General features: G+C 74.7%; 19 protein-coding genes and 1 tRNA gene. 9 read left to right on the top strand and 11 right to left on the bottom strand.

The features are described 5' to 3' along the window. Positions 1–48: 48 nt before the first annotated feature. The 8 genes from H7X46_RS25740 to H7X46_RS25700 form a co-directional block, all read right to left on the bottom strand. A complete protein-coding gene (locus tag H7X46_RS25740; RefSeq protein WP_186361807.1) occupies positions 49–684 on the bottom strand; it encodes an aminodeoxychorismate/anthranilate synthase component II in 636 nt (211 codons plus the stop codon). Between the two features lie 17 nt (positions 685–701). Beyond that, complete coding sequence (pknB, locus tag H7X46_RS25735) at positions 702–2,732, bottom strand: Stk1 family PASTA domain-containing Ser/Thr kinase (RefSeq protein ID WP_186361806.1); 2,031 nt, start codon at positions 2,730–2,732, stop codon at positions 702–704. Positions 2,733–2,835: 103 nt separating this feature from the next. Further along, on the bottom strand, positions 2,836–4,518 hold the full coding sequence (locus H7X46_RS30980) for a serine/threonine-protein kinase (protein ID WP_370588966.1): 1,683 nt from the start codon (positions 4,516–4,518) through the stop codon (positions 2,836–2,838). Between the two features lie 49 nt (positions 4,519–4,567). Then, positions 4,568–6,037 (bottom strand): penicillin-binding protein 2, encoded by a 1,470-nt coding sequence (locus tag H7X46_RS25720; RefSeq protein ID WP_186361804.1) that lies wholly within the window; start codon positions 6,035–6,037, stop codon positions 4,568–4,570. Next, the gene (locus H7X46_RS25715; protein WP_186361803.1) at positions 6,034–7,509 is read right to left on the bottom strand and encodes an FtsW/RodA/SpoVE family cell cycle protein; all 1,476 of its coding nucleotides are present in this window, start codon (positions 7,507–7,509) and stop codon (positions 6,034–6,036) included. The genes H7X46_RS25720 and H7X46_RS25715 overlap by 4 nt, the downstream gene beginning before the upstream one ends. After that, on the bottom strand, positions 7,509–8,867 hold the full coding sequence (locus tag H7X46_RS25710; protein ID WP_186361802.1) for a protein phosphatase 2C domain-containing protein: 1,359 nt from the start codon (positions 8,865–8,867) through the stop codon (positions 7,509–7,511). Before H7X46_RS25710 ends, H7X46_RS25715 begins: the two co-directional genes overlap by 1 nt. Before the next feature lie 123 nt (positions 8,868–8,990). Beyond that, positions 8,991–9,464, bottom strand: coding sequence for an FHA domain-containing protein (locus H7X46_RS25705; RefSeq protein WP_186361801.1), 474 nt, complete (start codon positions 9,462–9,464; stop codon positions 8,991–8,993). A gap of 109 nt (positions 9,465–9,573) precedes the next feature. Next, a complete protein-coding gene (locus H7X46_RS25700; protein WP_186361800.1) occupies positions 9,574–10,872 on the bottom strand; it encodes a DUF3662 and FHA domain-containing protein in 1,299 nt (432 codons plus the stop codon). Positions 10,873–11,110: 238 nt separating this feature from the next. Between H7X46_RS25700 and H7X46_RS25695 the strand changes: the two genes are divergently transcribed. Further along, a tRNA-Leu gene (locus tag H7X46_RS25695) sits at positions 11,111–11,193 on the top strand. A gap of 294 nt (positions 11,194–11,487) precedes the next feature. Here the strand turns inward: H7X46_RS25695 and H7X46_RS25690 are convergent. Further along, positions 11,488–12,114, bottom strand: coding sequence for a uridine kinase (locus H7X46_RS25690; RefSeq protein ID WP_186361799.1), 627 nt, complete (start codon positions 12,112–12,114; stop codon positions 11,488–11,490). A gap of 139 nt (positions 12,115–12,253) precedes the next feature. On the opposite strand from H7X46_RS25690, the gene H7X46_RS25685 reads away from it, so the two are divergent. From H7X46_RS25685 to H7X46_RS25665, 5 genes are all read left to right on the top strand, one after another. Continuing rightward, positions 12,254–13,039, top strand: coding sequence for an enoyl-CoA hydratase/isomerase family protein (locus H7X46_RS25685; RefSeq protein ID WP_186361798.1), 786 nt, complete (start codon positions 12,254–12,256; stop codon positions 13,037–13,039). A gap of 143 nt (positions 13,040–13,182) precedes the next feature. Then, positions 13,183–14,328, top strand: coding sequence for a 5-methyltetrahydropteroyltriglutamate--homocysteine S-methyltransferase (locus H7X46_RS25680; RefSeq protein WP_186361797.1), 1,146 nt, complete (start codon positions 13,183–13,185; stop codon positions 14,326–14,328). 115 nt (positions 14,329–14,443) lie between these two features. Next, positions 14,444–14,917, top strand: a complete 474-nt coding sequence (locus tag H7X46_RS25675; protein WP_186361796.1) for a DUF4442 domain-containing protein — start codon at positions 14,444–14,446, stop codon at positions 14,915–14,917. Between the two features lie 10 nt (positions 14,918–14,927). Further along, complete coding sequence (locus tag H7X46_RS25670; protein ID WP_186361795.1) at positions 14,928–15,587, top strand: NAD(P)H-binding protein; 660 nt, start codon at positions 14,928–14,930, stop codon at positions 15,585–15,587. 31 nt (positions 15,588–15,618) lie between these two features. Continuing rightward, positions 15,619–17,025, top strand: coding sequence for an NAD(P)/FAD-dependent oxidoreductase (locus tag H7X46_RS25665; RefSeq protein WP_186361794.1), 1,407 nt, complete (start codon positions 15,619–15,621; stop codon positions 17,023–17,025). On the opposite strand, the gene H7X46_RS25660 is transcribed toward H7X46_RS25665, so the two are convergent. Then, positions 17,026–17,913 carry a DUF6474 family protein gene (locus H7X46_RS25660; protein WP_186361793.1) on the bottom strand — a complete coding sequence of 296 codons (888 nt, stop codon included), beginning with the start codon at positions 17,911–17,913 and terminating at the stop codon, positions 17,026–17,028. Positions 17,914–18,080: 167 nt separating this feature from the next. Between H7X46_RS25660 and H7X46_RS25655 the strand changes: the two genes are divergently transcribed. The 3 genes from H7X46_RS25655 (at position 18,081) to msrA (ending at position 22,885) form a co-directional block, all read left to right on the top strand. Continuing rightward, positions 18,081–19,934, top strand: a complete 1,854-nt coding sequence (locus H7X46_RS25655) for a TM0106 family RecB-like putative nuclease (RefSeq protein WP_186361792.1) — start codon at positions 18,081–18,083, stop codon at positions 19,932–19,934. 428 nt (positions 19,935–20,362) lie between these two features. After that, positions 20,363–22,174, top strand: a complete 1,812-nt coding sequence (locus tag H7X46_RS25650) for a gamma-glutamyltransferase family protein (protein WP_370588964.1) — start codon at positions 20,363–20,365, stop codon at positions 22,172–22,174. 54 nt (positions 22,175–22,228) lie between these two features. After that, positions 22,229–22,885 carry a peptide-methionine (S)-S-oxide reductase MsrA gene (gene msrA / locus H7X46_RS25645; protein ID WP_186361791.1) on the top strand — a complete coding sequence of 219 codons (657 nt, stop codon included), beginning with the start codon at positions 22,229–22,231 and terminating at the stop codon, positions 22,883–22,885. A 64-nt stretch (positions 22,886–22,949) separates the two neighbouring features. Here msrA and H7X46_RS25640 read toward each other — a convergent pair whose 3' ends face one another. Then, on the bottom strand, positions 22,950–25,637 hold the full coding sequence (locus H7X46_RS25640; RefSeq protein ID WP_186361790.1) for an MFS transporter: 2,688 nt from the start codon (positions 25,635–25,637) through the stop codon (positions 22,950–22,952). Positions 25,638–25,639: the final 2 nt, after the last annotated feature.

Here is a 25,639-nt window from a genome sequence, read left to right as displayed (position 1 = left end):
GTAGCGCGGATCAGCGCCCACCGGCGTCACGCAGGCCCATCGAACGGGTCAGACCCCGGCGACGAGCGCGGCCATCTCGTCGGACAGCCGGTTCACGATCTCGTCGGGGACGGCGAACCCCGCCTGCCCCAGCCAGGTCGCCAGCATCCGGTGACCACCCTCGGTGAGGACCGACTCCGGGTGGAACTGGACGCCCTCGATCGGCAGCTCGCGGTGCCGCACGGCCATGATCAGACCGGTCTCGGTCCGCCCGGTGACCTCCAGCTGGCCCGGCAGGCCGTCCGGCGCGATCGTCAGCGAGTGGTAGCGGGTCGCCGTGAACGGCGAGGGCAGGCCACCGAGCACGCCGACGCCGTCGTGGAACACCTGCGAGGTCTTCCCGTGCAGCAGCTCGGGCGCACGCTCGACGACGCCGTTCCAGGCCGTCGCGAGCGCCTGGTGGCCCAGGCACACGCCCAGCAGCGGGGTGCCGCGGTCCGCGGCCCGCCGGATGACCTCGACGCTGCGCCCGGCCCGCTCCGGCGTGCCCGGTCCGGGGCTGACGAGCACGGCACCGACCTCGTCGAGCTCGTCGAGCTCGACCTCGTCGTTGCGGCGGACGACCGGCTCCGCACCGAGCTGGGCCAGGTACTGGACCAGGTTGTAGACGAAGCTGTCGTAGTTGTCGACGACGAGAACCCGCACGCCGCCATCCTTCCAGATCAGTTGAAGGGGAACCCGCTGTCGGACGTCTCGCTCGAGTCGCTGCTGTTACCACCGTCGCCGTCGCCCCCGCCGTTGCCGCCGTTGCCGCCACCGCCGTTGCCGCCGCCGCCGGAGTGACGCCCGACGGTCAGCTGGACCTGCTGGCCGTCCGACGCCCGGGAGCCGCCCGACGGGTTCTGGTTCAGCACCACGCCGTTCTGCGAGGGGTCCGACACGTCGGTGGTCCGGATCTGGAACGACAGGCCGGCCTCGCGCAGCGTGTTCACCGCGTTCTCGACCCGCTGGCCGGTGACGTTCGGGACCTCGGCCTGGTTGCCCCGGCTCACCTGGATGGTGATCGTGCGGTCCCGGGGCACCCGGGTGCCGGCGGCCGGGTCGGTGCCGACCACCTGACCGGCCTGCCCGCCGCCGTCGACCTGGCTGACGGAGACCGAACTGAACCCGGCGCCCTGCAGCGTGCTCCGCGCCTCCTCGGGCGACCGGCCGGCCACGTCCGGCACCGCGATCGTCTGCTGCTCGCGGCCGACCACGATCGCCACCGGGGAGTTGCCCGCGACGCTCTCGCCCGGCCCCGGGCTGGAGGAGAGGACCCGGCCGACCTGGCTCGAATCGGTCGTGTCCTGCTGGGTGGTGCCGCCGAGCTGCAGCCCGGCGTCGCGGAGCAAGGTCGCCGCCTCCTCCGGGGTGCGCCCGACCAGCGACGGGACCGTCACCTGGGCCGGCCCGGTTCCGACGAACAACGTCACCCGGCTGTTCTCCGCGACCTGGTTGCCGCCGCCGGGGTCGGTGCGCACGACCCGGCCGACCTGCGCGACGTCCGAGGGCTGGTTCTGGATGTCGACCAGCAGCCGGGCGTTCGTGATCGAGGCGCGGGCCTGCTCCGGGGTCTGGCCCAGCACGTCGGGGACCGTGACCTGCTCCGGCGACGAGTTCGAGAACATCTGGAACCCGACGAACCCGAGCAGGCCGAGCACGGCCAGCGCGGCCACCCAGAGGGCGGCCTTCTTCCCGCGGCCGCCCCGCTCCTCGTCGTCGTAGCCCGGATGGCCCGGGGGCATCGTGTGCCGGCCGGTCGGCGGCCCGGCGGCCCCGGCATCGAGCCGGCGGGTCGGGACGGCCGCGGTGGCGTCGTCGTGCGCCATCATCTGGGTGCGCTCGTACTCGCTCATCACCAGCGGGGCGTGCACCGGCTCGCCGTTGCGCACCCGCACCAGGTCGGCGCGCATCTCGCCGGCCGACTGATAGCGGTTGGCCGGGTTCTTGCTGAGTGCCTTGAGCACGATCGCGTCGAGTGCCGGCGGCACCGACGGGTTGAGCTCGGACGGCGCCCGCGGGTCCTCCCGGACGTGCTGGTAGGCGACGGCCACCGGGGTGTCACCGGTGAACGGTGGCTCCCCGGTGAGCAGCTCGAACAGCACGCAGCCCGCCGCGTAGACGTCCGAGCGGGCGTCCACGGCCTCGCCGCGGGCCTGCTCCGGGGACAGGTACTGCGCGGTCCCGATGACGGCGGCGGTCTGGGTGACGTTCTGGCCCTCGCCGAGCGCGCGGGCGATGCCGAAGTCCATCACCTTCACCGCGCCCACGCTGTTGATCATCACGTTCGCGGGCTTGACGTCGCGGTGGATGATCCCGTGCCGGTGCGAGAAGTCGAGCGCGGCGCAGACGTCGGCCATGACCTCGACCACCCGCTGCTGGGACAGCGGCCCCTGGGTCTTGACGATCTCGCGCAGCGTCTGGCCGTCGACGAACTCCATGACGATGTACGGCAGCGGCCCGAACTCGGACTCGACCTCGCCGGTGTCGTAGACCGCGACGATCGCCGGGTGGTTGAGCGACGCGGAGTTCTGCGCCTCCCGGCGGAACCGGAGCTGGAACTGCGGATCCCGGGCCAGGTCGGCGCGCAGCACCTTCACCGCCACGTCCCGGCCGAGCCGGGTGTCGAGGCCGCGGTGGACCTCGGACATGCCGCCGTAGCCGAGCGGGTCGCCCAGCTCGTAGCGCTCGGACAGCAGTCGCGGTGTCGTCATCGGTTCAGGTTCCCGGGGTCGGAGGCGTACTCATCATGCCGGTCGGCGGGCGTGATCATGGGCGGGCGGTCGGCACGTGCGCCGGACCGCCGGTTGCGTGGGGTCACCGGACGGTGTCCGGTTCCGTGCGGAGCGGTACGGCGACGACCGGACGGGGGACGGCCGCCGGTCCCGCACCGCCGGCCTCCCGTCCGGCGGCAACGGCCACCGTACCGGGGGCGGGGCCGAGCGAGCCGGTTCGGCTACCGCCCGGCGACGTCTCCCGAAGGATCATGACGGCCAGTAGCACCGCGGCGACGCTCAGCAGCACGAACAGCACCGCCAGCCACGCCTTCGTCCGCCCGGAGCGTTTCGGGGTCAGATCGAGGGGGCCGGACGGGTGCTGCTCCGGCAGCCGGTCGGCGGCGTGCCGGCGGACCGGGGGCCGGGCCGGTGCCGGCCGCTGGGCACCGGGCGCGCCGGCGCCCGCGGGCCCGTGCGCCGGTGGCCGGCCGGGTGGGGCCCCCGGGCGGTACGGGTCGCGGGCCGCGTCGCGGCCGTGCGCCGGGGACGCCGGCGGGACCGGGAGCGGGCCCGAACGCGGCCGGTTCACCCCGCCCGGGGTACGGGCCCCGGGCGGGGTTCCCGGACCACCGCCACCCGGGGCGGCGGCACCAGGGGCGCCAGGAGCAGCGGTGCCAGGGGAACCGGCGCCCGGGGGGCCCGGCTCGTCGGCCCGGTGCGACGTGCCCGGCCCGGTGGCCGGCCGCCCGCCGGGGCCGCCGTCGGTGGCGTCGGCGCCGTGCCGGGTGGGGCGGCCGGACGGCTCCGGTGGATGAGGGGCGTCGCCCCCGGCGTCGCCCTCGGCGGCCCGTCGCGCGTGCCGGCGCGGCCCACCGGCCGGCTCGTCGCCGCGGTGGAAGCCCGGCGCGTACCCGGCCGGCGCCGGGATGCCCGGGGGCGGCGGGCGGTGCCCGCGGCGGACGGCGGCGACGGCCTCGGCGAACTCGGCGCCGTCGGCGTACCGGTGCTCGGGGTCCTTGACCAGCACCGAGGAGATCAGCTCGCGGATCCGCTCCGGGATCTCCCCGGGCAGCGGCGGCGGGTCGTCGCGGACCTGCATCATCGCCACGGCGACCGCGCTCTCGGCGCGGAACGGCCGCACACCGGCCAGGCACTCGTAGCCGACGATGCCCAGCGAGTAGACGTCCCCGGACGGGCCCGCCTCCTCGCCGGAGGCCTGCTCGGGCGCGATGTAGTGCGCGGTGCCCATGACCATCCCGGACCGGGTGACCGGGACGGCGTCGGCCGCCTTGGCGATGCCGAAGTCGGTCAGCTTCACGACGCCGTCGGTGCGCAGCAGGATGTTGCCGGGCTTGACGTCGCGGTGCACGAACCCGCGCTCGTGGGCGGCGTGCAGCGCGCGGGCCGCCTGCTCGATGATGTCCAGCGCCTCGTCGGTCGGCAGCGGGCCGCGCCCGATCCGGGTCGACAGCGGCTCGCCGCGCACGAGCTCCATCACCAGGTAGGCGGTCCGCCCGTCGCCGCCGGGGCCGTCGTCCTCGCCGTAGTCGTGGACGGCGGCGATGCCGGAGTGGTCCAGCGACGCGACCGTGCGCGCCTCGATCCGGAACCGGTGCAGGAACTCGGGGTCGTCGGACAGGTCGGCCTTGAGCACCTTCACGGCGACGCTGCGCCCCAGGCGGGTGTCCGAGGCCTCCCAGACCTCGCCCATCCCGCCGACCGCGATCCGCCGGTCCAGCTGGTAGCGCTCGGAGATCAGCTGACCGGCCGCCAGCCCGCTCACGGGCCCGCCGGGGGCCTGTGTGGCGCCGCGCGCGCCGCGATCCCCGGCGTCACTGGGCGTCCCGGAGCGTCTCGGCGATCACGGCCCGGCCGATCGGGGCGGCGACCGAACCACCGGTGGCCTCCGCGCCGCGGTCGCCACCGCTCTCCACCAGCACCGCGACCGCGACCTTCGGGTTCTCGGCCGGCGCGAACGCCACGTACCAGGCGTGCGGCGGGGTGTTCTTCGGGTCGGTGCCGTGCTCGGCGGTGCCGGTCTTGGAGGCGATCCGGACGCCGGTGATCTTCCCGCCGCCCTGGGTGCGCTCCTCCGAGCCGAGCATCATGTCGGTCAGCGTGCCCGCCACGTCCGCCGGCATCGAGCGGGCCATCCGGTCCGGGGCGGTGGTGTCGACGACGTCCAGGGTGGCGCTCTGGATCTCCCGGATCAGGTGCGGGGCCATCGTCTGGCCGCCGTTGGCGATCGAGCCGCCGATCATGGCGAGCTGCATCGGGGTCAGCCGGACGTCGCGCTGGCCGATCGCGGACTGCTGGGTGGACGGCACGTCGGACATCGGCCCGATCTGCGAGGCCGTCACCGGCATCGGGATCTGCAGGTCGGACCGGCCGATCCCGAACGCCTCGGCCTGTGCCCGCAGCTTGTCCGCGCCGAGCTCCTCGCCGAGCTGGGCGAAGGCGGTGTTGCAGGAGCGGGCCAGCGCCTCGCGCAGCGACGCGGTGTCCCCGCTGCCGCACTGCGTGCCGTTGTAGTTCTCCAGCGTCGTCGTGGAGTCGGCCAGCTGGATGTTGCGGGCCGCGGTCAGCCGGCTCTCCGGGGTGTAGCCGTTCTGCAGCGCGGCCGCCGTCGTGACCAGCTTGAACGTCGAGCCGGGCGGCTCGATCTCGTTGATCGCGCGGTTGGTCAGCGGGTTCAGCTCGGCGTTGTTGTACTCCCGCCACGCGGCCTGCTGCTGCGCCGCGTCCGGGGACGCCAGCCGGTTCGGGTCGTACGACGGCGTGGACGCCATCGCCAGGATGTTGCCCGACTGCGGCTCCAGCGCGACGACGGCGCCGGTGTAGCCGCGGCGCTCCAGGCCCTCGTAGGCGACCCGCTGGACCTCCGGGTCGATCGTGGTGACGACGTTGCCGCCGGCCGGGTCGCGCCCGGTGATCAGGTCGGACAGCCGCCGGACGAACAGCCGGTCGTCGGTGCCGGTGAGCACCTCGTCGGCCGAGCGCTCCAGCGCGCCCTTGCCGTAGACCGTGGACAGGAAGCCGGTGACCGGGGCGAATGCCGGGCCCTCCGGGTACTGCCGGGCGTAGCGCAGCCGGCCGCCGCTCTCCACGCTCTGCGCCAGCACCTGCCCGCCCGCGGTGATCTGGCCGCGCTGGCGGGAGTACTCGTCGATCTGGGACCGCTGGTTGCGCGGGTCGTCGCGGTACTGGCCGGCCATCACCACCTGGACGTAGGTGATGTTCCCGAGCAGCACGACGACCATGACCATCACGGCGAGGGCGACGCGGCGGACCGGGCGGTTCACGTGTCACTCCTCTCCGTGTCGGGCGTCGCGGGCGTCGGGGTGGTCCCGCCACCCGGGCGCCGGACCAGCTCGGTGCTGGCCTCGGCGATCGGTGCCCGCGGCTGTGCGGGTCGCTGCGGCAGCGGGGCGCGGGCGACGTGCGAGATGCGCAGCAGGATCGCGACCAGCGCGTAGTTCGCGAGCAGCGAGGACCCACCGTACGACAGGAACGGGAGGGTCAGGCCGGTCAGCGGGATCAGCTTCGTCACGCCGCCGATGACCACGAAGATCTGCAGCGCGACCGAGAACGCCAGGCCGGTCGCGAGCAGCTTGCCGTAGGAGTCCCGCACGGCCAGCGCCGAGCGCAGCCCGCGGGTGATCAGGACCAGGTACACGATCATGATCGCGGACAGGCCGATCAGGCCGAGCTCCTCGCCCAGCGAGGAGAAGATGAAGTCGGACTCCGCGAACGGGACGAGATCCGGGCGCCCGGCACCCAGGCCGGTGCCGCCGACACCGCCGGTGCCGAGGCCGAACAGTGCCTGGGCGAGCTGGAAGCCGCCGCCGTCGTAGTCCTGGAACGGGTCCAGCCAGATCTGCACCCGGACCCGGACGTGGCTGAACAGCTGGTAGGCGACCGTCGCGCCGACCGCGAACGCGGACAGCCCGATCACCATCCAGGAGACCTTCTCGGTCGCCGTGTAGAGCAGGACCAGCACCAGCCCGAAGATCAGCAACGAGCTGCCGAGGTCGCGCTGGAACACCAGGATGCCGACCGAGAGCCCCCACGCGACGAGCAGGGGCGCCAGGTCACGGGCCCGCGGCAGCTCCATGCCCAGGAAGCGGCGGCCGGCGGTCGAGAGCAGGTTGCGCTTCTGGACCAGGTAGGCCGAGAAGAAGACGATCAGCAGGATCTTGGCGAACTCGCCGGGCTGGATGCCGGGGCCGCCGGGGATCCGGATCCACAGCTTCGCGCCGTTGACCTCGGAGATCGACGACGGCAGCAGGGCGGGCAGCGCGAGCAGCACCAGCCCGACGAAGCCCGAGGTGTAGCCGTAGCGGGCCAGCGTGCGGTGGTCGCGCACGAAGAACAGAACCAGCCCGAACAGCACGAGGCCGGCGACCGTCCACGTCATCTGCGCGGTGATCAGCCCGTCCGGGACCTCCCGGCCGAGCAGCTCCGCCCGCGCGGCCCGGGCCAGGTCCAGCCGGTGGATCATGACCAGGCCGATGCCGTTGAGCAGCGCCACCGAGGGGAGGATCAGCGGGTCGGCGTAGGGCGCCAGCTTGCGCACCGCCAGGTGCGCCAGCGTGAACAGCACCAGGTAGGCGAGCCCGACGAACAGCAGGTCGGTGGTGAGCGACTGCTCCTGGTTGGCCTCGACCAGCACCAGGGCACCGGTCGTCAGCACCGCAGCCAGCCCGAGCATCAGCAGCTCGATGCCGCGGCCGGTGGGCGTCGTCGGCTCCGCGGCGCCGTTGTCGCCGGCCATCAGCCGTCCAGCCGGCAGTTCCGGCCCGGCTCCGGGGTCACGGTCGGCAGCGGGGTGGTCGTCACCAGCGGCGCGGGCGGCGCTCCGGGCGCGGGCGGCGGGGCGACGGCCGGCGGCGGGGGCGGCGGGTTCAGCGTCGAGCAGAGCGGCAGCATCTGGGCGCGCAGCCGGTCCAGCGTGCTGCGAGCACCCATCTCGCCCTCGTCGGAGACGATCCCGCTGGTGACCTGGGTGCGCACCGACTGCGGCAGGTCGTCGAGGTCGATCTCGGAGCGCTCGGTCACCCGGTGCAGCGGGAGCCCCAGCACGCTCCCGCGCACGCCCTGGTAGATCGCGACCTGGGCCTGGTCGACGCCCACGAAGTACTGCTGCAGCACCAGCGAGCGGGCCACGAGGATCCCGGCTCCCAGCACCACGAGCACGCCGAGCAGGGCCAGCGCCGGCCGCAGCCCGCGCCGGCGGCGCGGCGGCTCGGCCCCCGCGGGCTCGAGCCGCACCGGCTCGGTCCGGGGGAGGGTGGTGGCGGCGGCGCGCTGCGCGGACGTGTGCGGGCTGCGCCCGTCGTGCCGGTAGTCGCCGTCGCCGGCACGCGGGTTGCGCCCTGCCGACCCGCCGATGATCGGCGCGTCGTCGGCGTAGTCCACGTCCACCACGTCCGCCACGATGCACGTGATGTTGTCCGGGCCGCCACCACGCAACGCGAGCTCGATCATCCGGTCGGCGCACTCGCGCGGATCGAGGTAGTCCTCGAGCGTCTGCTTGAGGGTGTCGTCGCTGACCGGGCCGGACAGCCCGTCCGAGCAGAGCAGGAAGCGGTCGCCCGCGCGGGCCTCCCGGATCGACAGCGACGGCTCGACGTCCTGGCCGGTGATGGCGCGCAGCAGCAGCGACCGCTGCGGGTGCGTGTGCGCCTCCTCCTCGGTGATCCGGCCCTCGTCGATCAGCGACTGGACGAACGTGTCGTCCTTGGTGATCTGGGTGAACTCGCCGTCGCGCAGCAGGTAGCAGCGCGAGTCGCCGACGTGCACCATGCCCAGCCGCGAGCCGGCGAACAGGATCGCGGTCAGGGTGGTGCCCATGCCCTCCAGGTCGGGGGCCTCGGCGACGTGCCGGGAGATCGCGTCGTTGCCGTCGTGGGTCGCGGCGCGGAGCTCGGCGAGCAGGTCGTCGCCGGGGACGTCGTCGTCGAGCGGGGCCAGTGCGGAGATCACCAGCGACGACGCGACCTCGCCCGCGGCGTGGCCGCCCATGCCGTCGGCGAGGGCGAGCAGGCGCGGACCTGCGTAGACGGCGTCCTGGTTGTTCTGCCGGACCAGTCCGCGGTCACTGCGGGCCGAGTAGCGCAGCACCAGTGTCACGGGGCGGCTCCGGCTTCGGTCGGGGCACGTCGGGGCGATCCCGCGCCGCGGGACCGGTCGAGCGGCCGCGGCGCCGGGGGAGCGGGCGGGCGCGGCAGGTTCGTCATGGTCGTTCCAGACCCGTCACGATCGCAGCTCGATCACCGTCTTGCCGATGCGGACCGGCGTCCCCAGCGGGACCCGGGTGGGCCCGGTGACCTTATTACGTTCGAGATAGGTGCCGTTCGTCGACCCGAGATCCTCGACGTACCAGTCGTCTCCCTGCTGGGAGATCCGGGCGTGCCGGGTGGACGCGTAGTCGTCGTCGAGCTTGAGCGTCGAGTCGTCGGCGCGGCCGATGAGGATCGGCCGCGAGTCCAGGGTGATCCGGCTACCGGCCAGCGGCCCCTGGGTGACGACGAGCTGGCGGGCGACCTTGCCGCGGCCGCCACCCCGGAACCGGGGGGCCTTGCCGCCCGAGCGGCGCCCGGGGACGGAGGCCTTGAGGCCGGCCGCCGTGTACAGGTCGGAGCGGACCACCTGGAGGGCGAGCAGGACGAACAGCCAGAGCAGGGCCAGGAAGCCACCTCTGGTCAGCTGCAGTACCAGTTCCGGCACTTCGCCCGCTCGCCTTCTCGTGTCCGTGCACGGAACGCCCACCCGGATCGTCGCCGGGCGGGCGCGCCGTCGATGTCGCGTCCAGTCTGACGTGTCGGCTCCAGCGGGCTCAGCCCTGGGTCCGGAACACCAGGCTGGAATGGCCCACGCGGATCACGTCGCCGTCGGTGAGCTGGCAGGACTGGACCGGCGAGTTGTTCACCGTGGTGCCGTTGGTGGAGCCCAGGTCGTTGAGCGTCGCGACCTGACCGTCCCAGGTGACCTCCAGGTGCCGGCGGGAGACGCCGGTGTCCGGGAGCCGGAACTGGGAGTCCTGGCCACGGCCGATGACGTGGGTGCCCTCGGTCAGCTGGTAGTTGCGGTTCGAGCCGTCGTCCAGGATCAGCATCGCGGTGAGCTGCTGCGGGGCACCCCAGCCGCCCTGGCCGCCGTAGCCGCCGCCGTCGTAGCCCGGGTCGTAGCCGCCCTGCGGCGGGTAGCCCGGCTGCGGCTGGCCGTAGCCCTGGGGCTGGCCGTAGCCGTCGTAGCCCTGGTCGTAGCCCGGCTGCGGGGCGTAGCCGGGCTGGCCGTAGCCCGGCTGCGGCTGGCCGTAGCCCTGGGGCTGGCCGTAGCCGTCGTAACCCTGGTCGTAGCCCTGCTGCGGCGGGTATCCGGGCTGCTGGCCGTAGCCGCCGTAACCCTGGTTCGGGTCGGCGTAGCCCTGGGGCTGGCCGTAACCCGCCTGCTGGTAGCCACCCTGGGGCTGGCCGTACTGGTCGTAGCCCGGCTGGGCGTAGCCCTGGGGCTGGCCGTACTGGTCGTACCCGCCGGGCTGCTGTCCGTAGCCGCCCTGCTGGCCGTACCCGCCCGGCTGCTGGCCGTAGCCCTGCTGGCCCTGCTCCTGGTCGTACCCCGGGGGCGCGTAGGTCTGCTGTCCGTACCCGCCGGGTGCGCCCCGGTCGTATCCGTACTGCCCGTTCTCCTCGGGGTGGCCCGGTTGCTGGCTCATGGGTGCTTCTCCTGCGGTGCGTGCTCTGGTGGCGGCCCGACGGGAAGCGTCGGGGTCGACAGCGGAGCGGGTGCGGAACTGTCCCGTGTGCAGCGCCTCGGAGCGCTCCAGAAAGACTACGACCTCACCGTAGGTGTCCCAGCCCTGGTCGGTGAGTTCCTTCGCCACGTGCGACGAGAGGGATCGGGCGACCCCGTCCTCGTCACCCGCCATCCGGTCGAGATCGGAGGGACTGAGCAGCACGGTGTACCGGTTGGGCGCCAGCAGGCGACCTCCCGCGAGCTGCTCGACGTTGTCCTCGGCTTCCCTCAGCAGTGCCTGTGCGACTTCCTGTGGGACGACACTGCCCCCGAAGACCCGCGCGAAGGCGTCGCCGACGAACCCCTGGAGACGGCGCTCGAAGCGATCCACGCGGCCCAAAAGATCTCCTCCGTCCGCATCGGCGTGTCGGTCGTGTGCGGCCGATCGTATCTGTGCTATCTGCCGGACCCGGCGGCGCCCGACCCAACGGGCCGGCGCCCCTCGTGGAGCCGCACCCGCGCTCCCTCCGGTGTACGCGCATCGCGCCCGCCGCGCTCCGCCGCCCGGGCCCGGGGCCGGTGGGGACCCCCCTGTGAACGGCTCGCGGACGGGGTGCTAACTTTCCTCCCGTCGCTCAGGGCGAGTGGCGGAATGGCAGACGCGCACGGTTCAGGTCCGTGTGTCCGTAAGGACGTGAGGGTTCAACTCCCTCCTCGCCCACACATGATCACCTCCTGAGGGAGATTGTCCCTCCCCGAGGGTCACCACCGCCATCGCGAGATCGGTATCGGGTGTCACCCGATCCGGTCCCGCGTCCGCGTTCCGGCACTCCGCGTGCACCCACCCCCGCGCCGCACAGGTCGGGGCTCCCGCCGGCGGGATCGACGTCGCACAGGTTCACGGTTCGCCGCACAGGTCGTGCGGGCCCCGCACAGGACCGGTCCTGTGCGGCGCCACCGGAACCTGTGCGGCGGGCTCCGCAGCATCCCCCGACCGGGCCGGGACGGGCGCCGGCTAGGACTTCCGGAGCGCGGGGCGGTCGGGATGGTCGGCCATCACCAGCACGTCGGCGTACCCGCCCGGATCGCCCTCGCGTGCGTGCCGGTCGTACGCGTCCGCCGTCCAGGCCAGCTCGGGCGGCAGCCGCCGCTCCAGGGCGGCCCGGCTCATCCTCAGGTGGACGGTGAGGTCGGCGGGCAGCCCGCGCCCGAGCAGCCGCCCGCCGGCCAGGAGCACGACACCGCCGGTGCCGAGCGGCACCGGGTCGTCCCGGAACGCGCGGTCCCGCGCCAGGTCCCGCAGCCGTGGCAGCACCCGGCCCGAACCGTCCGCGGCCATCGGGGCCAGCACCTCGCGGCGCAGCGCCGGCTCGTCCAGCCACCCGTCGAGGAACATGTCCGGGTCGGTGCGGCCGAACTCCAGGCGGACCGACGCCGGGCGCAGGAAGTCGTCGGCGTCGACGGCGAGTGCCGCCCGGCCCCGCCCGCGGAGCAGGTCCGCGACCGCGCGGGCCAGCTCCACCGGACCCGCCGGCGGGGGGCCGTCGACGATCACCCGCAGCCGTCCGGGCCGGGCGTCGACCCGCTCGGCCAGGTGCGCGGCGAGCCCGTCGCGGTCGACGGGCCGGAAGTCACCTGCCACTCGTCCTCCCGGTTGCTGCGGCCGATGGTGTGCGGCCGCGAGACTAGGGCGCGTGGTGTCGGGCACCGGGACGGCCGGTGCGACGGCGCGCGGGCGCGTCCGGGGTCGCCGCGCCGGGCCGACCCGCCAGGATGGGCCGATGGGTTCACCGGGAGGCGTCCGCTACGAGCGGGACGGGCACGTCGTCACGATCACCTACGACCGGCCGGACAAGCGCAACGCGATCGACGGGGACATGCGCCGGGCGATCAACGCGGCGTGGGACCGGTTCCGCACCGACGACGAGGCATGGGTGGCGATCGTCACCGGCGCCGGGACGGCGTTCTGCGCCGGCGCGGACATGCGTTCGACGACCGGCAACCCGGCAGGTGACTTCCCCGGAAGCTTCTGGGAGCGGCCGACGGTGAACTCCCTCGAGAGCGGCTGGGAGATCTTCAAGCCGATCGTCGCCGCCGTGAACGGCCCGGCCGTCGGGTACGGCGTCACCCTGCTCACCTGGTGCGACTTCGTGATCGCCGCGGAGGGGGCGACGTTCTCGTTCCCCGAGGTCCGGTTGGGCATGCCGACGATCGTGGGCGCGCTGCGGCTGCCCCGGATGATCAACCGCCAGTACGCGATGGAGCTGCTGATGACCGGGGAGACGATCGACGCGCGGCGGGCGCACGAGATCGGGCTGGCCGGCTGGGTGGTCCCGCCGGAGGAGCTCATGCCGGCCGCGCGTTCGCTGGCCGACCGGCTCACGGCCGGGGCGCCGCTGGCCCAGCGGGCGATCAAGGAGATGGCCGTGCGCGGCCCGGAGATGGGCGCGACCGAGGCGATCCGCTTCGGAGAGACCATGCGCAAGGTCGTGACCGCCACCGAGGACGCCGCCGAGGGCGCCGCGGCGGCCCGCGAGCGGCGCGCCCCGTCGTGGCGGGGCCGGTGACGGCCGGGCGGAGACGTGGCGGCCGCTGACGACCGGGCGGGGACGTGGCGGGTCGCTGGCGACCGGACGGGAGACGTGGCGGGGGTGCTGACGACCCGGTCGGCGGCGAGCGGACATGCGCGCCCGGCGATACGTTCGCGGGCATGACCGAGCAGCAGCCGCAGTCGTCGCACGCCCGCACGGTCCCGCCGTTCCGTGCCGACCACGTCGGCAGCCTGCTCCGGCCGCCGGAACTGCTCGCCGCGCGCGAGCGGCACGCCGCCGGCGAGCTGGACGACGCGGGGCTGCGCGCCGCCGAGGACGCGGCGATCTCCGACGTCGTCGCGCTGCAGGAGTCGGTCGGGCTCCGCTCGGCCACCGACGGCGAGTTCCGCCGCACCTCCTGGCACATGGACTTCATCTACCGCCTCGGCGGGGTCAGCCGGACCTCCGGCACGGTCGAGGTGAAGATGCGCGGGCGCCACGGGAGGACCAGCTTCACCTCCGCCGGCATGGCGGTCGACGACCGCATCCGGCTCGACGAGCCCGTCTTCGGCCCGGACTTCGACTACCTCCGGTCACAGGTCACGACGGCGACGCCGAAGCTCACCCTCCCGTCGCCGAGCATGGTCTACGCCCGCGGCGGCCGCGCGGTGATCGACAAGACCGTCTACCCGGACCTCGAGCTCTTCTGGGCCGACCTGTCCGCCGCCTACGCCGACGAGCTGGCCGCCATGTACGAGCGCGGCTGCCGCTACCTGCAGCTCGACGACACCGCGCTGGCCTACCTGAACGACCCCGCGCACCGCGCCGAGCTCGCCGAGAAGGGCGACGACCCCGACACCCAGCACCTGCGCTACATCCGCCAGATCAACGCCGCGATCGCCCACCGGCCGACCGACCTGCAGGTCACCACGCACATGTGCCGGGGCAACTACCGGTCGGCGTGGGCCGCCGAGGGTGGGTACGACCACATCGCCGAGGCGCTGTTCGGCGAGCTCGCCGTGGACGGCTTCTTCTGCGAGTTCGACGACGAGCGCTCCGGCACGTTCGCGCCGCTGCGGTTCGTCCCGCCGGGCAAGCAGGTCGTGCTCGGGCTGGTCACCACCAAGACCGGCGAGCTGGAGGACCCGGACCTGCTGAAGCGGCGGATCGACGAGGCGGCGCGGTACGTCCCGCTGGACCAGCTGTGCCTGTCCCCGCAGTGCGGTTTCTCGTCCACGGTGGAGGGCAACGAGCTGACCGCCGACGACCAGAAGCGCAAGCTGGAGCTGATAGTCGCGGTCGCCGACGACATCTGGGGCCGATGACTCGCCCCACCCCGGCTCACACTCATGTACCAAGAGCACGGTGCCACGGGACTTTTGCTCCATGAGTGCGTCCCGGAGGGGTGGCGCGCGTGTTACTCGTGAGTAGCATCGGGGTATGGCGGACGACGCGAGCTGGGTGGCCGGGGCGATGACGCAGGCCGTGCCGTGGGTGAGCACGGCGGGGATCACGTTCGGCGAGATCACCACCGAGCGGGTGGAGGCGTTCCTGCCCGACCGCTCCGATCAGCACAACCACGTCGGCGGCCCGCACGCCGCGGTGATGTTCGGGCTGGGGGAGACGGCGTCCGGCGCGGTCGGCCTGGCCGCCTTCGCCGCCGCCGGGGACCGGGCCGTCCCGCTCGTCGTCCGGTCCGAGATCCGCTACCTGAAACTCGCCAGGGGTGACCTGCGTGCCGAGGCGGTCCTGACCCGGCCGGCGGACGAGGTCCTCGCCGAGCTGGACGCCGGGACGCGCCCGGAGTTCACGGTCGACGTCACGATCACCGACGCCGGCGGCGTGCAGACCGGGGCGATGACGATCGTGTGGACGCTGAAGCCGAACCGCGCGCCGGAGCCGGCTCGCTCCTAGGCTCACCGCCATGGACGTGGTGATCGCCGGAGGCCACGGGCAGATCGCGTTGCGGCTGTCCACCCTGCTCGCCGGGCAGGGGCACACCGTCCGCTCGCTCGTGCGCAACCCGGGCCACACCGCGGACGTGTCGGCGACCGGGGCGACGCCCGTGCTCGCCGACCTGGAGGCGATCACCGCCCCGGAGCTCGCTGGGCACCTCGGCGGCGCCGACGCCGTCGTCTTCGCGGCGGGCGCCGGGCCGGGCAGCACCGCGGCGCGGAAGGAGACCGTCGACCGGGCCGGCGCGGTGCTGCTCGCCGACGCCGCCGCGGCCGCCGGGATCCGCCGCTACCTGCTGGTCTCCGCGACGGGGGTGGACGCCGAGCCCGACCCGGAGCGCGGCGAGGTCTGGGCCGCCTACGTCCGGGCGAAGCGGGCCGCCGAGCAGGCGATCCGAGCCGACGACCGGCTGGACGCGACGATCCTGCGCCCGGGCCGCCTGACCGACGACCCCGGGACCGGCAGGATCTCCCTCGGCCCGCCGCCGGTCGAGCGGGCCGAAGTGACCCGCGACGACACCGCAGCGACCCTGGCCGCGCTGCTCACCGCCGGCCACACGATCGGCGCGACCCTGGAGCTGCGGGCCGGTGACGTCGCCGTCGCCGACGCGGTCGCCGCCGCGAGGTGAGGGACCCGCCCCGGCAGGGAATGCTGGGGCGATGGACAACGAGTACGACGTGGTCGTGATCGGAGCCGGCCCGGTCGGCGAGAACGCCGCCGGGTACGCGGTGGATGCCGGACTCTCCACCGCGCTGGTCGAGTCGGCCCTGCTCGGCGGGGAGTGCTCCTACTGGGCGTGCATGCCGTCGAAGGCGCTGCTCCGCACCCCGCAGGCGGTCGCCGACGCCCGCCGGCTGCCCGGGGTCAGCGCGAGCTTCGACCCGGCCGCGGTGCTGGAACGCCGGACGTCGTTCACCTCCGGGTGGGACGACTCCGCGCAGGTCGAGTGGGCCGAAGGCGCCGGGGCGACCGTCCTGCGCGGGCGCGGGCACCTGACCGGGGAACGGACCGTGCTCGTCACCGGGCACGGCGACGAACGCACCACCCTGACCGCCCGCCGGGCCGTCGTGCTGGCGACCGGCAGCGTCCCGGTCACGCCGGACGTCGACGGGCTCGACCGGGTGGCGTACTGGGGGTCACGGGAGGCCACCTCGGCGACGGAGGTGCCGCGCCGGCTCGGCGTGCTCGGCGGAGGGGTCGTCGGGTGCGAGATGGCGCTGGCGTTCGCCCGGCTCGGCTCGCGGGTGACGCTGTTCCACCGCGGGCCGCGGGTGCTGCCGAACGCCGAGCCGGTGGCCTCCGAGCGGGTCGCCGACGGGCTCCGGGAAGCGGGTGTCGACGTGCGGCTGGAGACCGGACTCGACCGGGTCGAGCGGGGTGAGGAGGACACCACCGTGCTGCACGGCGGCGGCGACCCCCTCGAGGTCGACCGGCTGCTGGTGGCGACCGGCCGCCGTCCGGCGACGGGCGGGCTGGGCCTGGACACCGTCGGCGTCACCACGACCGGCCGGGGCGCGGTCGAGGCCGACGACACCGGCCTGGCCCACTCCGACTGGCTCTACGCGGTCGGTGACGTCAACGGCCGCGCCCTGCTCACCCACCAGGGCAAGTACCAGGCCCGGATCGCCGCGCACGCGATCGCCGAGCGGGCCGCCGGCCGCGAACCCGACCCGGAGCCGTGGAGCGAGGACGCCGCGACCGCCGACCACCACGCCGTCCCCCAGGTTGTGTTCACCGACCCGGAGGTCGCCTGGGTCGGGAAGACGGCGCACGCCGCGGAGGAGGCGGGGCTGGACGTCCGGGTCGTGGAGCTCGACATCGCGGTCGCCGGGTCCGCGCTCACCGCGGACGGCTGGTCGGGCCGGGTGGTCGCGGTCGTCGACACCCGGCGGGAGGTTCTCGTCGGGGTGACGTTCGTCGGGCCCGGGGTCGCCGAGCTGCTGCACGCCGCGACCGTCGCCGTCGTCGGGGAGGTGCCGCTGGGGCGGCTCTGGCATGCCGTACCGGCGTTCCCGACGGTCAGCGAGGTGTGGCTGCGCCTGCTGGAGGCCTACCGGGCCAGGTGATCAGGACCGGACGCCGAGGTGGTCCAGCAGCTCGACCTCGATGCGGTCCAGGTCGTGCGAGACCGTCCGGAACGCGGCCCTGCGCCGGGAGGCCGGCATGTTCTCCGCGGCCCGGACGGCGGCGGCCAGGTCGTGCAGCCGCGGCTCGGTCTCGTCGGCGAACCGCTTCGCCCGGGCGTCCCGGTCGGTCGTGCCGTCCTCGCGCAGCTCGATGATCGTCCGGGAGATCCGGGACATCCGGGCGTGCAGCTTGCCGCCCGGCCCCGAGTAGCCGCCCAGCTCGTCGGGGGAGACGCCCAGCTTGCGGGACCGGTGGTCGTCGAGCCGGTGCCGGAGCGACCCGGCGGCGGCCATCGCGTACGGAGCGGCCAGCGGGGCCAGGACCTTGGCGATCCCCAGGTAGCGCTGGACCCGCTTGGCGTTCCACTCGCGGGCGGCGCGCTCGCGCTCGGCATCCTTCGCGGCCCGGGCCTCGCTCTTGAGCCGGCCCTTCTCCGCGGCCTGCGCCGCCTTCGCCTCGGCCTTGCGGGCGCTCGCGTCGGCCTTCGCCGCGGCCTTGGTCACCTTGCGGTCGGCCGAGCGGTCCTTGAGGTCGGCCTCGCTGAGCAGGCCGGACGCGACGGCGGTGACCGAACCGGAGCCCGACCCGACCGCCCGGCGGGTGCTGCGGGCCGCCTTGCGCCCGGCCCGCTCGGCGCGGCGGCTCGCCGCCTCGGCGCGCTTGCGTGCCTTCACCGCCCTGCGGTGCAGCTTCTCGGTGGTCCGGTCGGCGGTCTCGCGGGTGTGCTTCGCGGCGTCCTGCACCCACTCGGACGCGTCGACCGCCGCTTCCCTGGTCGCCGCGGCGGCGCGCTCGCCGGCGCCCGGCTTCCTGCGCAGCAGTCCCATGTCGTGCCCTCCCGGGGTCCGTCCGACCACAGTTGATCGCCTTATCGTCGCCGCAGCCTAGAGCCCGCGCCACCGCACACGCCCGTCCGACACCGGGGAGTGACCGACTCGTGTCGGAGATCGGCACCCGTCGGAAGTGTCGGGGGTGGTCTCTACCCTCTCCTCCCGTGAGCACCTCGACCGGATCCCGCACCGCACCGCGCGTCCTGCTGGACGCCGCGGCGCTGAGCGGGTGCCGGCGCCGGGTGCACCTGGACCACGCCCCGTCCGCGGTCGGCTCGCCGCGCGCGCTGCCCGATCCGGCCATCGAGCAGCGCCGGGCCGACGCGGCCGCGCACCGGGTCCGGATCGGCGAGCTGCTCGCCGAGACCTGGGGCGCGGACTGGGCGAGCGCCTGGCCCGGTGGCGGCGCCGGACCAAGCGACGCCGAACCGGGCGCCGCGGATCCGCGCGGGCTCGGTGCCGTGTCCGTGGCGGGGCCGTCGAACGGGGCGGGTGCCGTTCCGGTGGTCCCGGCCGGCGCCGGTGCGGCCGCGGAGGGTGCGTCCGGGCCGGCTGCGGGGTCGCGGGCCGAGCGGGCCGCCCGGACCGCCGAGCTGGTCGCGGCGGGCGCGCCGATGATCTGGGGCGCCGTCCTCCCGCCGGACGGCGACCGCCGGGGCACCGCCGAGCTGCTGGTCCGCGCCCCCGGCGGCGGGTACGTGCCGCTGCTCGTCGTGCGCAGGCGGATCACCGATCCGGGCGAGGGCGCACGCACCACCGCCGTCACCGACCCGTGGCCGCAGCGCGCCCGGCACGACCCGGACCGCAAGGTCCGCTCGCAGCCCCGCGACCTGCTCGCGCTGGCCCAGCTGACCCGGCTGCTCGAGGCGGCGGGCTGGGCGCCGCCGGAGTCCGCGCCCCGGCTGGGCGGGGTGATCGGGCTGGACGCGGACGTCGTCGTCTGGCACGACCTGCGGACCGGGCACTGGCCCGGCGGCCGGTCCACACTCGACGAGTACGACGCCCGGTTCGCCGACCGCTCCGCCGTCGCCCGGGCCGCCGCGAGCGACGGGCCCGCGCTGGCCGCGCCGTCCCGGATCACCGAGTGCCGCCGCTGTCCCTGGTGGCCGACCTGCGAGGCCGAGCTGGAGCAGGTCGACGACGTCAGCCTGGTCGCCCACGGCGAGACCGCCCGGCTGCTGCGGGAGGCCGGGGTCGCGACCGTCGCGGAGCTCGCCGCGCTCGATCCGGCCGCGCCGCCCGCCGCGCTCGCCGCACCGCTGCCCGGACCGCCGTTCGGCGACCTCGTGGCGCTCGCCCGGGCCCGCCGGCACGGCCTCGCCGTCGCCCGCCGGGTGCCGCGGGTACCGGTCCCGCGGGCGGACGTCGAGGTCGACGTCGACATGGAGAGCTTCGGCGAGTCCGGTGCCTACCTGTGGGGGGTGCTGCTCTCGTATCCCGGCGGTCGGCGCGCCGGCGACCCCGCGCCGGGCTACCGGGCGTTCGCGACCTGGGAGCCGCTGCCCACCCCGGACGAGGCCCGCTCGTTCGGCGAGTTCTGGACGTGGTTCTCCGGGATCCGCGCGGCCGCGCTCGGGTCGGGGCGCACGTTCGCCGCGTACTGCTACAACGAGCAGGCCGAGAACCGCTGGATGCTGTCGTCGGCGCAGCGGTTCGCCGGGGTGCCGGGCGTCCCGACCGAGGCACAGGTGCAGGAGTTCATCGCCGATCCGTGCTGGGTCGACCTGTACGGCGTCGTGTCCACCTGGTTCCTGTGCGCCCAGGGCAAGGGGCTGAAGAAGATCGCCCCCGCCGCCGGGTTCGCGTGGCGCGACCCGGAGGCCGGCGGCGAGAACTCGATGCGCTGGTACCGCGACGCGGTCGCGCTGGAGGGCGGCGAGCCCGACCCGGTGCAGCGCGAGCGGCTGCTCGGGTACAACACCGACGACGTGCTCGCCACGCAGGCGCTGCGGGAGTGGATGTCCTCGGACCGGGTGCTCGAGGTTCCGCTGGTGAGCGAGCTGCGCGACGCGCCCTGAGCCGGGCACGCCGCCGCCGGCCGGATTCGCCGGACCCCGCGGGGACCCTCCAGGTACGTCCGTGCCGGCCGGTGAGCACGCGCTGTCGATCTACACGGCATCGCCCCGGGGTGGGCGGGAACGCGCCGCTCGCCGGGCGCGCAGTTGTTGATCTGCACGGTTTCGCCCTCGGGACGGCGGGATCGTGCGACTCGGCGGGTGGGCTGCTGTCGATGTGCGCGTTCTGGCCGTCGGTGGGGCGGAATCGTGCCGTTCGGCGGGGGTGGCGTTGTCGATCTGCACGTTCCGGTCCCTGCTGCACCCCGCGTGCGGTTGCTGCACCCGTCGCGGAGGGTGCAGCAGGCACCGGAGGGGTGCAGCGGGCGCACCGGGTCGCCGCTACGGCCGGGCGAGGCGTCCGGGTGTCGCGGCCGTGTGAGGATGCGGGCGTGGCACCCCGTGGATTCGACCGGATCGGGCCGCGCGGCGCGGTCAGCAGCACCCACCATCTCGGCACCGCGGCCGCGGCGACCGTCCTCGCACGCGGCGGGAACGCCTTCGACGCCGCCGTGGCCTGCGGGTTCGTGCTGCAGGTCGTCGAACCGCACCTGTGCGGGCCCGGCGGCGAGCTGCCCGCGGTGTTCGTCACCGCGGACGACCCGGCTCCGAAGGTCCTGTGCGCGCAGGGGGTCGCCCCGGCGGCCGCGACGATCGATCGTCTCCGGACCGAGGGCTGCGGGATCGTCCCCGGGACCGGGCTGCTCCCGGCGACCGTCCCCGGTGCCTGGGACGGCTGGCTGACCCTGCTGCGCGACCACGGGAGGTGGGAGCTCGCCGACGTGCTGGAACCGGCGCTCGGTTACGCGGCAGGCGGCTTCCCGCTGGTCCCGCGCATCCCGGTGGCGCTGGGCACGGTCGCCGAGCACTTCCGCACGCACTGGCCGACGTCGGCGGTCACCTGGCTGCCGGACGGCCGCGTCCCCCGCCCCGGAGAGACCGTGCGGCTCCCGGCGCTGGCCGCGACCTGGCAGCGGCTGCTCGACGCCGCGACCGGCCCGAGCCGGGAGGCACGCATCGACGCCGCCCGGGACGCCTGGTACCGCGGCTTCGTCGCCGAGGAGATCGAACGGTTCTGCACGACACCGGTGCGGGACGAGACGGGCCTCGACCACGCCGGCCTGCTCACCGCCGACGACCTCGCCGGCTGGTCGTCGCACTACGAGGACGCCCTGGTCGCCGACGCCGGCCGGGGCTGGTCGGTTGCCAAGTGCGGGCCGTGGTCGCAGGGCCCTGTGCTGCTGCAGCAGCTGCGCCTGCTGTCCGGTGTGGACGTCGAGCTGCCCGGCGGGGTCGCCACCGAGGAGACGGTGCACGCCGCGGCCGAGGCGGCGAAGCTGGCGTTCGCCGACCGGGAGGCCTGGTACGGCGATCCGGCCGAGGGTGACGTCCCGATCACCGACCTGCTGTCCGACCGCTACACGGCGGCCCGGCAGGCCCTGATCGGCCCCGTGTCGGACGGCGGCCTGCGTCCCGGCTCACCCGGCGGGCGGGAGCCGCGGATCGGCGCCTACGCGGCCCGCCCGGGCGCCGGGCGCGGCACCGGCGTCGAGGGCCCGGGCACCGGCGAGCCCACGGTCAGCCGGGAGGGGGTCGCGCGCGGCGACACCGTGCACGTCGACGTCGTCGACGCGGCCGGGAACATGATCTCCGTGACGCCGTCCGGCGGGTGGCTGCAGTCGTCGCCGACGATCCCGTCACTGGGGTTCTGCCTCGGCACCCGCGGTCAGATGTTCTGGCTGGAGGAGGGCCTGCCCAGCTCGCTCGCCCCCGGCCGCCGCCCGCGGACCACGCTGAGCCCGACGCTCGCGTTCCGCGACGGCGCACCCGCGATCGCGCTCGGCACCCCGGGCGGCGACCAGCAGGACCAGTGGCAGCTGTGCCTGCTGCTCGCCGTCGTCCACGGTGACCTGGACCTGCAGGCCGCGATCGACGCCCCGGCCTGGCACTCGACGGCCTTCCCCGCCTCGTTCGCCCCTCGCGGCTGGGAGCCGCACGGGCTGGTCGTCGAGTCCCGGCTGGGTGCGGACACGCTCGCCGGGCTGCGGCGCCGCGGCCACGACGTCACCGATGCCGGTGCGTGGGCGCTGGGCCGGATGTGCGCGGTCGGGCGGGGCGAGGCCGTCCCGGGTGGTGGCGGGCCGGGCGCGCTGCACGCGGCCGTCGACCCGCGGTCCGGGGTGGGCGCGGCGATCGCGCTGTAGCCCCGGTCCGGCCACGGCTCGTGACCCGCCCGCGGGACGCGTAACGTGGTCGCCATGCTCGGCTGGGGTCGCAAGACGGACATGGTGACGGCCGAGGACGCGCTGCCCGGGCGGGCGTCCGCGATGCCGGTCCCCGAGACGCACTTCGTCAACGGCAACCGGCTGGTGCCGCCGTTCCCCGATGGCATCGCCACGGCCGTGTTCGGCATGGGCTGCTTCTGGGGTGCCGAGCGCCTGTTCTGGCAGCTCGACGGCGTGTACTCGACGGCGGTCGGCTACGCCGGGGGCTTCACCGAGAACCCGACCTACGAGGAGACGTGCACCGGCCTGACCGGGCACACCGAGGTCGTCATGGTGAAGTACGACCCGAACCGGATCAGCTACGACCAGCTGCTCAAGGTCTTCTGGGAGGGCCACGACCCGACCCAGGGCATGCGCCAGGGCAACGACGTCGGCACCCAGTACCGGTCCGCGATCTACACGGTCGACGACGCGCAGGCCGAGGCGGCCGCCGCGTCCGCGGACACCTACGGGCGGGCCCTCGCCGCCGCGGGCCGGGGCGAGATCACCACCGAGGTCGCCCGGCTGACCCAGTTCTTCTACGCCGAGGACTACCACCAGCAGTACCTGGCCAAGGTCCCCGACGGTTACTGCGGCATCGGGGGCACCGGGGTGAGCTGCCCGATCGGCACGGGCGTCCACGCCGACTGACCCACCGGCCCGGCGTACCCGCGGAACACCGGGCCGTTCCACGTGGAACATCCACCCGGCGGGATCACGGCCGGGACCCGTTCCCCGCCTCGACGTCCGGCGGTTCCGCACCCGACCCCTCGAGCGGGTGCGGGAACTCCACGTCCGAGTGCGTGACCCGGCCCGCCTCCAGCGCCACGACCGTCGCCACCGGCGGATAGCCGCTGGTCGCGAGCGTGTAGCTGCCCGCGGCCAGGCCGTCGAAGGCGAACGTGCCGTCGGCCCGGGACAGCCGGGACCCGACGACCGCGCCGTCGGCGTCGATCAGGGTGGCCACGGCGTGCGCCACCGGCATGCCGTCCGGAGCCGCGGTGACCCGTCCGGTGAGCCGCGAGCGCTGCGGCAGCCGCAGGTCCTGGGTGACGGTGCCGGCCACCGGGACGTCCACCCCGACGGCCACCGGGTCCACACCCACACCGGCACCGGTGAGCGTGAGCCGCCCGGCGGGCACGCCGGTGAGGGCGAAGCCGCCGTCGTCGCCGGACCGGCCGGACGCGACGACGTCACCGCCGGCGTCGATCAGCGAGACGGTGACGCCGCCGACGCCGTGCCCGGCGGTGTCCTGCACCGTTCCGCGGACCCCGCTGCCGCCGGGCAGCCGGACGTCGTGGCGGACCGGCCCGGTGCCGACCGGGACGGTGGCCGCGTGCGGCGGCAGCGTCCCGCAGGCCGTGACGACGACGAACCGCCCCGGCCCGTCGACCGCGACCCGGTAGCAACCGTCGTCACCGGTGCTCGCCCGGCCGACCTGGTCGCCGGTCAGCCGCGTGACGGTGACGGTGGCGCCGGCGACCGGGGCGCCGTCCCCGTCCCGGACCTGGCCGGCGACGGCCGGCCCGCCGGCGTGCCCGGGCCGGTGCGGTGCGGCGGTGCTGGAGCGGTCCGCCGGGACGGCCGGGGTCTCCCCGGACGGACCGGGAACCGGGACCGCAGCGGTTCCCGACGTGTCCGCCGGGGTCGCCGCCGGCAGGGCCGCCGCGGCCGGCACGGCGGCGCCGGTCACCGCGACGGTGCTGCCGGTCGTGGCGTCGGAGGCCGTACCGGCCTCGGCCTCTGCCCGCGCGGCCTGCGCTCCGGACATCGTGCGCAGCGGCAGCTCCTTCACGAACAGCACGAGCACGAACGCCAGCGCGATCACGCAGGCCGCGATGAGGAACGCCAGCGTCATCGAGCTGGTGAACCCGTCCTGGAACGGGGCGGCCAGCCGCGGGTCGATGTGCTGGAGGAACGACGAGTCGCTCAGCACCGACGAGGTCAGCCCGCCGTCCCGGAGTCCCGCCACGACCTGCGCGTTCGCCGGGTTCGCGAGCACGGCCGGGTCGGTGAGCGCGGACCGGAACGCGTCGGTGCCGGCCGCGGAGCGGACGGCCTCGCCGATCCGGTCGCCTGCGGTGGAGAACACCACCGACAGGAACACCGCCGTGCCCAGCGTGCCGCCCATCTGCCGGAAGAACGTCACCGTCGAGGTGGTGACGCCCATGTCGCGGGCCGGCATCGCGTTCTGCACGGCCAGGACCAGGGTCTGCATGCACAGGCCGAGGCCGAGCCCGAGCAGCGCCATCGTGGCGAACAGCTGCCCGAGCGGGATCTGCGGGGTGACCGTGGCCCAGAGCAGCAGCATCGCGCCGGTGATGCACGCGGTGCCCAGCACCGGGAAGATCTTGTAGCGCCCGGTGCGGGCGGTGAGCTGGCCCGAGGCGACCGACGCGACCATGATCCCGGCCATCAGCGGAAGCATCATGAGGCCGGACTCGATCGGCGTCGCGCCGTGCACGATCTGCAGGAACAGCGGCAGCATCGCGATCCCGCCGAACATCGCCATGCCGATCAGCAGGTTGATCACGCCGGACAGCGAGAAGATGCCGGTCCGGAACAGCCGCAGCGGGAGCAGCGCCGCGTCGCCGTAGGCCCGCTCGGCCAGCAGGAACAGCACCAGGCCGATCGCGCCGACGGCGTAGCAGACGATCGACGACACCGAGGTCCAGCCCCACTCGCGGCCCTGCTCGGCCACGATCAGCAGCGGCACCAGGCCCAGGGTCAGGGCCAGCGCGCCGGGCCAGTCGATCCGGGCCGGCCGCGGGACGTGCGGGATGTTCAGCACCCGCTGGACCACGACGAGCGCGATCAGCCCGACCGGGACGTTGACCAGGAAGATCCAGCGCCAGCCGTCGATCCCCAAGAAGGTGTCCACACCGGACAGCAGGCCGCCGATGACCGGGCCGACCACGCTGGACGTGCCGAACACGGCCAGGAAGTAGCCCTGGTAACGGGCCCGCTCCCGGGGCGGGACGATGTCACCGAGGATGGTCAGGGCGAGCGACATCAGCCCGCCGGCGCCGAGCCCCTGCAGCGCGCGGAACGCCGCGAGCGAGTACATCGACCAGGCCAGCGTGCAGGCCACCGACCCGATCAGGAAGATCGAGATTGCGGCCATGAACAGCGGCTTGCGGCCGAAGATGTCGGACAGCTTGCCGTAGAGCGGTGTGGTGATCGTGCTGGTGATGAGGAACGCCGTGGTCGCCCAGGCCTGCAGGGACAGCCCGGACAGGTCGTCGGCGATGGTGCGGATGGCGGTCGAGACGACCGTCTGGTCCAGGGCGGCCAGGAACATGCCCAGCATCAGTCCACCCAGGACGGTCAGGATCTGCCGGTGCGTCAGTTCCCCGTCCGCCCGCGGGGCGGCGGGCTGCGGAGCGGCAGCGGCGGTGGACACGG

The sequence above is a fragment of the Pseudonocardia sp. C8 genome (genome assembly GCF_014267175.1).
GTDB lineage: Bacteria > Actinomycetota > Actinomycetes > Mycobacteriales > Pseudonocardiaceae > Pseudonocardia.
This window is presented reverse-complemented; position numbering and strand designations above follow the sequence as displayed.